The sequence below is a fragment of the Cyclobacterium qasimii M12-11B genome (assembly GCF_000427295.1).
GTDB lineage: Bacteria > Bacteroidota > Bacteroidia > Cytophagales > Cyclobacteriaceae > Cyclobacterium > Cyclobacterium qasimii.
The window spans coordinates 35,886-48,585 of sequence record NZ_ATNM01000029.1 but is presented as its reverse complement, the minus strand read 5'-3'; the positions used below and the strand labels follow the sequence as shown (position 1 = coordinate 48,585).

Here is a 12,700-nt window from a genome sequence, read left to right as displayed (position 1 = left end):
AATTAATCTTCTTTGGTTATACTGAATTTTGGCCCGAAAATATGTTTCCATTCTTCAATAGTATCGCCTTGAGAAATTTTGGATTGAGCAATAAAGAGCGCATCAAATGCATCATTCGCTTCATGTATTATTTCGTCCCAAATGGAATTATCAAGCTTCTTTGATGCATTATTATCATTATTTGTAGGGTCTGCAATGTAAACTGGGCTGTCAAATAATATAGGAACAGAATTTATTGCATCTTTAAATTTAATAATTGGGAAGTTGGGATCGCTTACAAATCGAAAGAACCTAATTATTCCCGTTTCAATATCATTTTCGGTTCCTTCTGTTAATTCCAAATGAGAAACAATGAGTTCAATTACAAAGGATGACAGACCGGGATCATCTCCAATTGGTTTTAGCTCTTTATAGTTTTTCCACCATTTGATCGCCCTAACAATTGAAGTGAATGAGGTGTTTTCCGCTTTTCTTTCCCTTGCAAAATCAATTTGCTTAGTTACGCTAGTAGTATATCTTTTGCCACCTCCACCTCTTTGTGGTTGCCAAACATATTCGTTAGAATTGGGAATAGGGACAACTGGAACAATGTCAAGCTCTAAGCCTGTACCACTAAATTTTATTGTTATTGACTTTGTATTACCCTCAGCATCTACATCACGATCGATATCTTTATTAGGGTATATTTCTCTTAAATAGCCCACAATAAAGTCATGCAGTCTATTTAGGTCATTTTTTAAGCTTTCATCTCCTCCAACGTATAAAACTAAATCAATATCAATAGGGTTTTCACCTGTTGGTCTTAGTATTGTTCTTTTTTTCCAAGAGCCTGCAAGCAAGTACTTTGTAACTTTTAATCCTGTTCTGTCATCTTCTATTATCTTTTTTTCAAGTCTTTCTTTAAGATTATTTACTTGTTCACGGTATTTAGGCATGTTTTCTTCTTTCAACTTTATCCTGCCTATGAAGTTATGTAATTGCGTATTAGTTAGTTTCATATGTTTTATTTTATCATACTATCGTTAATCTTTCAATAACTCGGTTGTTTTTAGGTGAGGCATAACATCCGTATATGTCACCATTATAACTTCTGAGTTGCATATATAGCAACTATATATCCGGCTATTTCAATTTTATTCGTCAAATTAAGGATTTAGGATAAGGAATCCATTGCAAATACTAAATTCTTAATGGAATTTATTAAAAATGGTCAGAAAACTTATATAAATGGACGTTATTTTAACTAAATCACAGAATATCCTTGGGTTTACTCTTTTACCACTTCTATAATTTATAAGCAATAACCCCTAAAACCCTTCCCCATGACTGTACAAAAAAAGCCACCAAGACAAATGCTTGGCGGCTTTCATTCGGTGATAATTGAGTACAGACAATAAGTAACTATAGGCTCGGTTTTAATTGGCTACATCCCACCATACATGGGTGATGTAATTATCGGCTCCTTGGCTGCTTACTGCTGCGTTGTAATTTTCTACGTTGAGTACTGGCTCATTGTCTGGGTACCTTAACCTGCCAGGGAACAACCCTCCGGTTTCATTGTCGGGATAGTTGATAGGCGTCAGAACTGGGTAACCAGATCTTCTGACATTGGAAAAAGCTTCGTAGCCATTCAGGAAGGTAGCAGCCCAGTACTGGGTATTGATTTGCTCCAGGGCGGCTTCCATATTTGAAGTGCCTACAAATGGATTGGCAGTCAAATAAGCAGTGATTTCCTGATCGGTGATGGTTGCTGACTGGTCGTATTGCTGAAGCATTTTCATGGCTTCAGACACACCCGTTTCGTAATAGGCAGCAGCATCTCCACTTATCCAGCCTCGAACTGCGGCTTCTGCCATCATGTACTGCACCTCTGCATTGGTGATGAACATCCTTGGCCCATCTAGCTTGGCATATACGGACCTGTTTACACCGGAATATTGGTGTTCCTGACCAGGGCTGTCTGGATTATAACTTGGATCAGCTTCCAAAGTCTGTCTGTCCAGACCGTTTGGCAAGCCTTTTTGAATGGCAGGATCCGTGTTTTTAGTGCTTATATTGGTAGGGTCAGTATAGACGGCTACCGTGTGTTTCAGCCTTGGATCATTATTGTCATTTAAGAAATCAAAGAAGGTAGCAGCGATTTTGCCAGGACTTCTTGTGCCAACACTTATCGTCCAGCTCATGCCATTGGCTAGATCAGAGGAGGTGCCTGTAGGATCTGTTCCGCTGATCATAAGGTTGTCAGCGTTGTCAGTAAACACACCAGCAGTTACGGCTTTAATCACCCAGGTCTCAGCGGTAGCTGGTTCCACTTTAGACAAACGCATGCCTAGCCTAAGCATCATGGAATTTCCCAATTTTTTCCATTTGGCAATGTCTCCATTATAGGCAATGTCTGCTTCGGAGAAATTGTTTTTGGTTGCATCCAATTTGCTTACTGCATCCTCTAGTTCGCTTAGCATATCGAGGTAAATGTCCTTTTGGGCATCATACTTGGGCTTGTAGATTTGATCATAATAACCTCTGCTGGATTCAAAATAAGGAATGTCTCCATACATATCCGTTAACCTGTGGTAAATGATGGTTCTCCAGATTCTTGCCATCTGGTGCAGGTTGTTGAAATCTGCATCCCCTTCCGTTTGGATGATAATGTCCTCAATTAGTTTGGCGGTATTGCCATAAGTAGCATTCCAAAGTGCCTCATTGTTGCCTTTATGATAAACGTATTTGTCGCCATGGTAATCAAAGATTCCCACATTACTCAAAGAGGCCATTTGTTGCACAAAACAGGTTCCATAATACAAGCTGGTATTGTGATCTCCCTGCGCCGACTTTAGTTGTGCGGTAGTCAATAAAAAGGAGGGATTGAATTGATCGGCAGTAACTGCATTCGGGTCTTTATTAAGCTCTTCAAATCCCTGGTCGCAAGACGCCAGGATCACGAGACAAAATAAAATCGCGTTTTTTAACAGATTATTTTTCATGATGATTCGGTCTATTATTGAGATTAGAACTTAAGGTTTACATTCACCCCTATACTCCTTGTTGGAGGCAAGGCACTTGATTCAACACCCTGACTGTTTCCTGGATACAAATTGTTTTCCGGGTCTATGCCTGGTGAATGACTCATTAGTATTAGAAGATTTCTTCCTACCAAAGAAATGCTTCCACCTTTCACGAATCCTAACTTGTTATAAAATGATGCGGGAGGACTGTAACTCAATGAAATGTTCCTCAACTTGATAAAACTTGCATCATAAAGGTAATCGTCAAGTGCATCTCTTCGCCTTACGATAATGGCCCTGTTGTTTACCCTGTCAGCCGTTACCAATACATCATTGACTTCACCGTTTTCATTTACCCCTGGCAAAACGGCTCCGTTTTCTCTACCTAATAGCGATCCGTAAGACATGCCTCGGTGTTCCAGGTCATAATTGGTTTGGGAATAAATGCTTCCACCAAATTTACCATCTACCAAAACGTTTAAGTTAAAGGATTTGTACCTGAAATTATTTATCAATCCGCCCGTCCATCGGTGAACACCTGTACCAAAAGGAACCACACCTGCTGGAACGATAGGAAGTCCCGTAGCATCAATAATGTCTCTTCCTTCTTCATCTTTCAAAATGGTACGGCCTACTATCTGAGAATACTCCATGCCTTCTATGTGTTTGATAAAGGCTTTGGTAGTGGTGGCCAAAATCAATTCATTCGAAGTATCTGAAATCTTCAATACTTTACTTTTGTTGTAGGCAAGGTTACCCGTGATGTCCCAGTCAAAATTATCAGAAACAACAGGCTTTCCTGTAAGCAAAAACTCAACGCCTCTGTTTCGAATACTTCCAACGTTTACAGATACACCAGAATAACCACTGGTAGTAGAAATACTTTCCACTGCAATATCATTGGTGGTTAACTTATTGTAGACCGCAAAGTCCAATCCCAATCTATTGTCCAAAACCCTAATGTCTAAGCCAGCTTCGAATTCGTCCACATTAAGTGGCTGAAGCAAATTGTTAGGAACTGTTTGCTGGTTGATGGTACCTAGTGGCACTCCATTGTAATTGTAGTCCAACAAACCATAAGTAAGATTTAAACCATAAGGATCTGTGTCACCACCTACTGAGGCATAGGCCACTCTAAATTTACTGAAGCTGATAGACCTTGGAAGATCAACGGCATCAGAAAGCACAAAACTCACCCCTGCAGAAGGATAGAAGAAGTTGTTTGAATTAGGGTTAAGCGTTGAAAACCAATCGTTCCTTCCTGTCAGATTTAGGTAAAGATAATTCCTAAAGCTCAGTTCCATTGTTCCGAAAACCGAGTTGATTTTCTTGTCGTAATTTTGAGTAGAGGTATTTCTAATGGAGGTATTGTTGACCACATGCAATTGAGGCACAACAAATCCCAATCCGGAAATAGAGGTGGTATACCTGTGTTGGGACATTAAGTTACCTCCCAAATTTACAGCCAGGTTAAAATCCTCATTCACGTCTTTGTTTATCCCTATCAGCCCTTCGAAGTTTCTCTCCCAGAAGTTCATGACCCTTTGGTCAATTTGACCATTTGCACGGAATCCTGTACCATCAGGGATAATATTATCTCCTTTGAAAGTGTAATAATCCTGACCTGCTCTGCCCTGGATAAACAACCATGGAAGCACATCCCAACGCGTAGTTACCCCAGTGATGAACCTGTCCTTTTGGGTTTTGTTGCTCATTCTATTGACAACATAATAAGGGTTGGTGGCATTAAGATCCGTACCAAGCACCTTCTCGCTATAATCATCATTGTAGCCTGGAGCCAATGCACTTGTTGGCATATTGGTGTTTACAAAAAGGATGGTTCCGCCAGCACTACCTTGCGTTCCTCTATTGACATACCTGTTGTTTACATTTTCAGTAATATAATCTACATTGGCAGAAATCGTAAGGTTTTTAGCCGCCTTTTGCGTAAGCCCTAAACTGATGTTATTCCTTTCCATACCTGAGTTAGGAATAATGCCACTGTTTTTCAAGTTGGTGATACCAAGCCTGAAAGACCCATTGTCTCCACCACCAGAAAAAGAGATATTGTTACTGGAGGTGCTACCTGTTCTGTAAAAATCATCCAATACCTGGTCTTTCACATAAGAATAAGGACGCTCTACACCATCCAACTGAATAACTTGAGAGCCATCAAAAGGAGCTCCCCAGTGATTTTGTCCGTGGTTAGCAGCATCCTGCTGACTTGCAGGTTTGACGCCACCATATCCCTGACCATATTGGTCCTGAATTTCCCATAAATAATAAGGAACATCAAAGGTATTGTGACTTGTAATTTCAACTCCCAGGCCTTTCTTGCCAGCACCGGATTTGGTGGTGATTACGATCGCTCCATTTTTTGCCCTTGAACCGTACAATGCGGCAGCTGTTGCGCCTTTTAGCACTGTGATCTCTGCAATATCGTCTGCGTTAATACTGGAAATATTGTCTCCCCAGTCAGGATTTGCGCCCGATGGACTACCAAATTGCGTGTTGTCCATAGGCATACCATTTATCACATACAAAGGTTGGTTGTCTCCAGATATGGAAGTATTTCCCCTAATGGTAACCCTTGATGAGTTTCCCGGGCCAGAACCTACGCCAGTCACATTCACACCAGCTACTTTACCGACCAAAGAGTTGGCAAAGTTAGTTTCCCTGGCTTTAGAAAAACTTTCACCATCTATTTTAGTAACAGAATAACCAAGCGCTTTAACTTCTTTCCTTATACCCAAAGCTGTCACGACAACTTCATCAAGTGCTTTAGAATCTTCTTGAAGGGTTATTGAAATCATAGAACTGTTGCCTACAGCTACTTCCTGAGTTAAGAAACCTATATAGGAAAAAACCAACACATCATTGCTCTCAACCCCTTCCAGCGTAAAGCCACCGTCAAGGTCGGTTACAGTTCCTCTATTTTTGCCTTTGATCAAGATGGTAACACCCACAAGTGATTCTCCACTTGCGCTTACTACTTTACCTGTAATATTGGCAAACAATTTACCTTGATTGGCAATAGGTCGCGGCGCTAATACCGCTTGCTTATTGAAGGCTTTTTCCTCTTCCTTAATTAATTTATCCAGGTGTTTGGACATGCTTCGGAGAGATTTCAAGCCCTCTTCATCGTTTTTATAGATGATTAAAAACTGCTCATTGATCAACTTAAAAGTAAGCGAGGTCTTCTTCAGCACCGTGCCAACAGCAGCCTCTACATTCACCGCATTTTTGTCATAATTCACCTTAATGCCACTTACCAAGGCTTTGTCAAAGGTGAAGTAAACGTCAAAATCCCGACTGATCTTATCGATCGCCTCAAGGAGATACATCTCCTCACTGTTTTTCAGCTCAAGAGCATTAACGTCCATTACGGACAATAAACTCATGGCCCACAGGCTAAATAAGCCTAGCCTCCATCTAATTTGTTTCATAATCTACTTCAGTTATTTAGGGTAATTGTTTATTATATTATAAGTGTTTAATTTCTACTACATCTTCATTTTCTATAAATTCTATGTCCAATGACAATGACAAAACCTGCTTTACGGTATCCCAATCGGCAAAAGGAACCCCCAGGTAAAGGTCTATGTCCAATAATGCTTCATTCTCACAGACAAAAGTTTTCCCATAAATATTGGTAAGTTTTACAAGTACTTCAGCCAGCTTCATGTCTTTGAAATTGAGAATTCCATTTTTCCAGGAAGCTGAATTGATTAAGGAGGTATTCGTTTCTTTAGCTACTTTATTGGTCTCTGGGTCTACCTTTACTTTGTCTCCCGGAACCATTTTTATGACCTCAATCTCAGGATCTTTCAAGTGGACATCGAGGCGCCCTTCATCCAGGTATATTTCTACTTTTTCACTTCTGTTGTCTACATTAAAGGAGGTGCCAATAACCTCCAGGGAGACTTCGCCTGTTTCCACTACAAAGGGAATTTTCCCAGGAAGGGATTGTATGTCAAAAAAGGCCTCACCTGTCAACACGATTTGCCGCTTTCCTTTTGCCTCCCAGGCCTTGTCCCAGCTGATGGTGGAGTTGGCATTTAACTTGACTTTACTACCGTCGGGAAGCATTAATTCCTTCACCTCTCCGAAATCAGTATGGTATTCTTCAAAACCTGTAGCGCTGTTCTGCAGGAAGACAAACCATGAGGCAAATCCTACAACCAATAAAAGGCTGGCGGCTATTCCCCAAAAAGTGAGTTGTCTGCTTGACTGCTTTGCCGCTGAGGCAGGTAAGGCATTTTTACGCTTATCACCCTGATCCTGGCCCCATAATTTATCCAATTCCTTATCTAATGTTGCCAACGAGTCATCACTTTCAAGAAGGCCAAGGAATTTTTCGTATTCCTCTCTTGAAAGGGAACCATCAACATATTTTTTAAATAATTCTTCGAATTTATTTTTCACAGGTAAGTCTTTAATTGACAACATAGGTATCCCATGCAACCTCTTTTCGGCATTGTCAAGGGTTAAATTGGCAGCAAAATGGACACTCCATTTCTACTTTCTCATATAAGCAAAAAACGATTTCAGGCATCTCCTTCTCAAATCGCCTTAGTCAATAAATCACAATCGTAAAGAAGACGCCGCATTGATAAAAACAGACCAGTGGAAAAGAAAAAAATTGAATAAAAGTAGATTATTTGGTATTTTAAGGGAATGAAAACATAATATCATGCCGTTAAAACATTTAAAATCACAACTGTTTTTGTTTTTGCATTTTTTTAATAAATTAGCCATTCATATCTCCTCTCAAATTTTAAAATAGTCTTTGTTCAATCTATAGCCCGATATTTATTATTAAATATGAACAATGGAAAATAGGATGAAAATCTTAAGGAATAAGGTTTATTTCTTTATTTTAAAACTTGTCAAAGACACTTCCCTCGCAGAGGACATCACCCAAGATATCATCCTAAAAGCCTGGGAGCGTAAGGATAAAATTCTGGGGATGGAGAACTCGGATTTTTATGTTTTTAAAATGGCGAAAAATGCCGTGATGGACCATTTCAAAAAACTTGCCAAGGAAAAAACTTTACAAGAGGCTGTTTGGATGCATATGGAAAAATCTGAAAACAAAACAGAAAGTCATATTTACGAGCGAGAAACGATACATCGCCTTGACCTTATTATCAAAGAGCTTCCCCAAAGGCAACAAGAAGTGTTTAACCTACACCATTCAGAAGAGCTATCACTTCTTGAAATAGCGCAAGAACTAAACATTGCGCCAAACACAGCAAAAAACCATCTTTTCAGAGCGTTAAAGGTAATCCGTTCACAAATGAAACCGGAGTTATTGACCGTAATTATAGGTTCTATTAGCCAATTGATTTTTTAGGGAAGAATTTACCCCCGCTTTTTATCGCCCTAACAGGAATTGGTACGCACAACACAATTGGTATCACACCCTTTCAGGGCTTGGTCATAAATCATTTATCCATAACACAGGGCTTCACCCTGTGCTTTGATATATCGCCCTTTCAGGGCTTGGGTACTTTGAAATACCCAATAAACCTTCTTCCTGTATTTAATATTTCCGTAAAATCTGAAATGATGAAAACTATGGGCGCATGGCAATGGTCAGAAAAAAGTAAGATGCGATTTTGACGTGTTGTTACTTTTTTTCTGCAACAATGCTGACAAAATCACTTAAAGGCATTATTTTTTTTATTCAGCTATTCTATTTTTCAGATCCATTCTTTCGTGTAAGATCCTGATAATTTCGATTCTTTCGGGGTTAATTATTTGATAGAAAATTATATGCTTTCCAGATTTTATTCCAAGAAGGTTTCTATTTATTCCATCATATTCTTTTCCAATGTTTGGATTATCAGCGATTCCATTGCACACCATTTTTATAGTTGCGTAATACTTGTCCGCTTGAGTTTCAGACCAGGTTTCGAAAGTGTAAAACCAAATATTATTTAAATCGGCGATGGCTTCTTGCCTTAATACAACTTTAGCCATTTTTTCTTTTTTCCGCTTTTATTTTTTAAGGTTCTCATCGAAATCAAAGTCTTCAACAATTGGACTATTTAATCCTTGTTGAATTGCATTTCTTAAAGCTATTTCTTTGCTTTCCTCATTTTCCAATAATCGAAGTCCAGCTCTGATTACCTCGCTTACGTTTTTATACCTTCCGGCAGAAACTTGGCTACTCACAAATTGGTCAAAATAATTCCCGAGTGATATTGAAGTGTTTTTACTCATAATTTCTAATTTTCACACTAAAATACCAATTATTGGTAATTTCCCCAAATCACTCCACAATTTCATAAATACATGTTTAGCTGAGAATTTACGTATATACCAACCATAAACCCAGTCGGCTTGAATTTTGCTTTTATATTTTGAGCCCTGAAAAGGTGATGTCTAACAGCGATGGATGAAATAATATTGTTGTAAAACTCAAGGAATCCCAAAAACCCCAGAGGGGTGATATTTTGTAGCCAAGGCTGTGAAGCCTTGGTCACAACGATAAGTATAAACCGGTTTTGGCGGTATTGTTGCTTTTTTTTCTGCAATAATGTTGACAGAATTGCTTTCGCCTATAGATATCCTAATTTCTACCTGTTCATTTTTGCCCCTGAGTGAGTTAAAAATCAGGGCAGGCCCTGAGTGAGTAAAAAATCAGGGCAGGCCCTGAGTGTGTCGCAAATCAGGGCAGGCTTGATCCAAAAACGAACCAAAAAAATCAAGGCTGTCAAATCTTATTTCAAATGATGGGTTATCGTTCTAAGAACAAATGTCTTTTACGTGGCCATCATTTGATTTTTGGATCAGTATTCCAGGCTAAAAATGAGTGGATCTCCTTGTGGGAGCTAACTCATTTTCTTAACGCCCTTCATCCGGCTCCAAAAACCATAACCTTTGAAGGCCGATAAAGCCTAATAGGTTATGCTTTCAAAAAGAAACGTAATTACCGATATAAGAATTTCCCTCCAAAGACGTATAGTTTACGAATCCCAAAACCCCATAGGGGTGTCATTTTTGTAGCCAAGGCTGTGAAGCCTTGGTCCAAAACGATAAGCACAACCCGATTTTGGCGGTATTGTTGCTTTTTTCTGCAACAATGCTGACAAAATCACTCCCGTAAACGGGCTTACCTAACCACCTTCCTAGGGCCTCTAGAAATTGTGGGTTTTCATCCTGACCAAATCTTGGCCACAGCGTAAAAAGCCCTCATCCAATCATCTATCTTTGCAAAGGAAGTCTCTTTGGTTTTTGTGGCATCTTGTGACTCCCCTTTTTCTCTCATGTAGCTAGGATGTGCCCTTTCTATGTCTAAAATCATTGCCATGACAGCATTTAAATCATCCACATAAATCTTGAGCCTTGCAAGTTTGCTTTTCAGCTGAGGATCTGTGATTTAGTGATCTGTGATCTGTGGTTATACCAATTTGAAAATAATTCAAAACCATCACCTATCACCACATCACCAACTCACTACATCACCCGATCACTACATCACCCGATCACCCCATCACTACCTCACCCCATCACCACATCCATTTAAATCAGTTTTCCGGCGGGTCTAATTCTGCAAGAAGTTGTGCAAACAGTCCCATTCCCCAATTGCATATTGAACCTTTTGTTTCTCTTTGAAATGCTATACCACCTTTATTTTCTTCTGCCACACCATCAAGATACCCATCGGCTGTAAGTCTTTTCTCCACCCCTTGTAAAGCCAACACTGCAGCTGCTTTAGCATTCTTTCCTAACCAACCTCTGCGCACTCCAATTGCCATAGCCGTGCCTATACCGCATGTGCCGGATGTTTCAGGTGCAGTAAGAGAATCTCCGGCAAAGACTGACCACATACCATCTTCTCCTTGAATTGAAATTAAATAATCAGTTGCCCTTTGTAACTCTTCAATTAAATCTTGTGGAGGATTAGGTAAGACATCCAATGTTTTTGCAAGCCCCAATACATACCAGGTTAAGCCTCTCGACCACAAACGGAAAGTTCTTTCCTGTGTTGCAAAATTGTACCTTAACCAAATCGCCCCTTGTTTGTCAATTAGGTAATCGCGGCGAAATCTTAACTGATTGATTGCTATATCTGCCAATTCAGGTTTGTTTAATTGTTGTGAAATTACTGCTAAAGGCCAAGCGACAGTGTAATTTCCTTCGGCAACAATTGTATTCCCATTTTTTATGACTCCCGCTGAATCTGTTTTACTTTCCCAAAAGTTTAAAACATGCTCAATTTCAGGATGCTCAGGTTTCCATAGGGCCAACTGAGCCAGACACGATGTAAACTCTATTCCAATTTTTTCATAGTTGTGATTAATACTATCATTATTAGGAAAAATGAGTGACATGTGCTTTTCCAGGCTATTTTTATACCTTGTTCCATCCGCTGCCCTTTCCGACAGTTTAGCGATTCCATCTATTACGCATCCCTCTTGCCAACCATACTCTGTTAAACCGGCAATAGAAGCCATTCTTTTATAAAATTCTTCTCGAGGTGATGTTTCACCCGGAATGAGTATATGTGGTAAAAAGTTATCTAAACCCAGTGCTGTATGCGTAAAAACGCCAACAGGCCCACCTTTTCCTTTTAACCGGACTTTCAATCCGTTCTTTAAAACATCAGGTAGGTATTTTCCTTGAATTTTACATTGTACGAGCTGAAAGGGTGTACCAAGAGAAATATCCATTGAATCAATTAATTCATTTCCCTCCGTAAACAATAAAAATTTCTGGCGACTGTTTAAATCAGAATCAAGCGTAAGCCTGAAATAAGCCCCTTCATTAAATGATTTATCGGATAAATTATCCCATTTAAAGATTAATTCACTCTGCGAAGAGTCAGGATACAATATGGCAGATTCAAATCCCATTTTCACCCCGCCGGTTTCTTCTTCCTTGGACTGCCTATAATTCCCCATGATTTTAGGAACAGAATAAGAGGCTTCCTCCCTTACCTTATCAATTTGTGTTTCAGTATTATGCTTGCAGCCCCATCCAACAACTATCAAAATAAACATTAATATTACCTGCTGACATCTCATTCTCATTGATTTTTCTATATAGTAATTTTGGGGCTTTAATCTCATTGTAAGTATTTTAATGACCATTAACGGTCCAGTATATCGATCGTATTTTTCTGTGTTGTTTATATTTTTCACTTATTTTTAATAGTTGATTGTGTAAGTTATTAATAGCACTTTTAGATACCGTGATTTCAATAGGAGAATCCGTTATAATACTGAGTACATTATAGTATCCTACAACTTCTTGACTATCTCTATCCTCAATTTGTGATAGCTTAATATTCTGGGTTAAGGCTTTAACCTCATCATTTTTCATATGAGAGCCTTCGATTCTTGTTGAAGAACCTACACTGTGAATAGTTGCAAACGCTTTCAATTGGCTAAGATTTTGCTTTTCACGTTTTTCAAGTGCCGTCCAAGAAGCATTAAATCTATCTATTTTACTAAGCTGGGATATTAACTTCCAATTTAGGTCAATTTCGAAATTGTATATTTTTTGGGTCATTCCTATCAAAGATTCAAAAATTACTGATACGATATGATACGATATGAGCTATTTCTGATTCGCTATTTGACATAGTAGGGTATAGCATGATAGCCTACTTTATTAATACCTATAAAGATAATAATTACAAGTAAACTATCAGCGCCACCTACATCAAGCAATATACTGACAAT

At 39.0% G+C, this 12,700-nt stretch carries 10 protein-coding genes; 1 reads left to right on the top strand and 9 read right to left on the bottom strand.

The genetic code is table 11. The annotated features are described in order from the left end of the window. Positions 1-2: 2 nt before the first annotated feature. The 4 genes from ADICYQ_RS02765 to ADICYQ_RS02750 form a co-directional block, all read right to left on the bottom strand. Positions 3-998, bottom strand: coding sequence for a CBASS oligonucleotide cyclase (locus ADICYQ_RS02765; RefSeq protein ID WP_020890795.1), 996 nt, complete (start codon positions 996-998; stop codon positions 3-5). Between the two features lie 417 nt (positions 999-1,415). Beyond that, positions 1,416-2,984, bottom strand: a complete 1,569-nt coding sequence (locus ADICYQ_RS02760) for a SusD/RagB family nutrient-binding outer membrane lipoprotein (protein WP_020890794.1) — start codon at positions 2,982-2,984, stop codon at positions 1,416-1,418. 23 nt (positions 2,985-3,007) lie between these two features. Next, on the bottom strand, positions 3,008-6,451 hold the full coding sequence (locus ADICYQ_RS02755) for a SusC/RagA family TonB-linked outer membrane protein (RefSeq protein ID WP_081652272.1): 3,444 nt from the start codon (positions 6,449-6,451) through the stop codon (positions 3,008-3,010). 37 nt (positions 6,452-6,488) lie between these two features. Further along, entirely contained in the window at positions 6,489-7,430 is a 942-nt protein-coding gene (locus ADICYQ_RS02750) for a FecR family protein (protein ID WP_161625566.1), read from the bottom strand. A 406-nt stretch (positions 7,431-7,836) separates the two neighbouring features. Between ADICYQ_RS02750 and ADICYQ_RS02745 the strand changes: the two genes are divergently transcribed. Then, positions 7,837-8,361, top strand: coding sequence for an RNA polymerase sigma factor (locus tag ADICYQ_RS02745; RefSeq protein ID WP_020890791.1), 525 nt, complete (start codon positions 7,837-7,839; stop codon positions 8,359-8,361). A 329-nt stretch (positions 8,362-8,690) separates the two neighbouring features. On the opposite strand, the gene ADICYQ_RS02740 is transcribed toward ADICYQ_RS02745, so the two are convergent. The 5 genes from ADICYQ_RS02740 to ADICYQ_RS02715 form a co-directional block, all read right to left on the bottom strand. Then, positions 8,691-8,990, bottom strand: a complete 300-nt coding sequence (locus ADICYQ_RS02740) for a type II toxin-antitoxin system RelE/ParE family toxin (protein ID WP_020890789.1) — start codon at positions 8,988-8,990, stop codon at positions 8,691-8,693. A gap of 18 nt (positions 8,991-9,008) precedes the next feature. Then, positions 9,009-9,233 (bottom strand): type II toxin-antitoxin system ParD family antitoxin, encoded by a 225-nt coding sequence (locus tag ADICYQ_RS02735; protein ID WP_020890788.1) that lies wholly within the window; start codon positions 9,231-9,233, stop codon positions 9,009-9,011. 934 nt (positions 9,234-10,167) lie between these two features. After that, the gene (locus ADICYQ_RS27310) at positions 10,168-10,344 is read right to left on the bottom strand and encodes a hypothetical protein (protein ID WP_161625565.1); all 177 of its coding nucleotides are present in this window, start codon (positions 10,342-10,344) and stop codon (positions 10,168-10,170) included. 196 nt (positions 10,345-10,540) lie between these two features. Further along, positions 10,541-12,085, bottom strand: a complete 1,545-nt coding sequence (locus tag ADICYQ_RS02720; protein ID WP_161625564.1) for a glycoside hydrolase family 88 protein — start codon at positions 12,083-12,085, stop codon at positions 10,541-10,543. A 10-nt stretch (positions 12,086-12,095) separates the two neighbouring features. Continuing rightward, on the bottom strand, positions 12,096-12,527 hold the full coding sequence (locus tag ADICYQ_RS02715) for a Fic family protein (protein ID WP_051160093.1): 432 nt from the start codon (positions 12,525-12,527) through the stop codon (positions 12,096-12,098). Positions 12,528-12,700: the final 173 nt, after the last annotated feature.

What these genes read in the sequence shown, in the direction of transcription:
- ADICYQ_RS02760 (WP_020890794.1), bottom strand. Translation starts at nt 2,984, where the DNA reads ATGAAAAATAATCTGTTAAAAAACGCGATTTTATTTTGTCTCGTGATC.
- ADICYQ_RS02765 (WP_020890795.1), bottom strand. Translation starts at nt 998, where the DNA reads ATGAAACTAACTAATACGCAATTACATAACTTCATAGGCAGGATAAAG.
- ADICYQ_RS02720 (WP_161625564.1), bottom strand. Translation starts at nt 12,085, where the DNA reads ATGAGATTAAAGCCCCAAAATTACTATATAGAAAAATCAATGAGAATG.
- ADICYQ_RS02715 (WP_051160093.1), bottom strand. Translation starts at nt 12,527, where the DNA reads ATGACCCAAAAAATATACAATTTCGAAATTGACCTAAATTGGAAGTTA.
- ADICYQ_RS02745 (WP_020890791.1), top strand. Translation starts at nt 7,837, where the DNA reads ATGGAAAATAGGATGAAAATCTTAAGGAATAAGGTTTATTTCTTTATT.
- ADICYQ_RS02740 (WP_020890789.1), bottom strand. Translation starts at nt 8,990, where the DNA reads ATGGCTAAAGTTGTATTAAGGCAAGAAGCCATCGCCGATTTAAATAAT.
- ADICYQ_RS02735 (WP_020890788.1), bottom strand. Translation starts at nt 9,233, where the DNA reads ATGAGTAAAAACACTTCAATATCACTCGGGAATTATTTTGACCAATTT.
- ADICYQ_RS02755 (WP_081652272.1), bottom strand. Translation starts at nt 6,451, where the DNA reads ATGAAACAAATTAGATGGAGGCTAGGCTTATTTAGCCTGTGGGCCATG.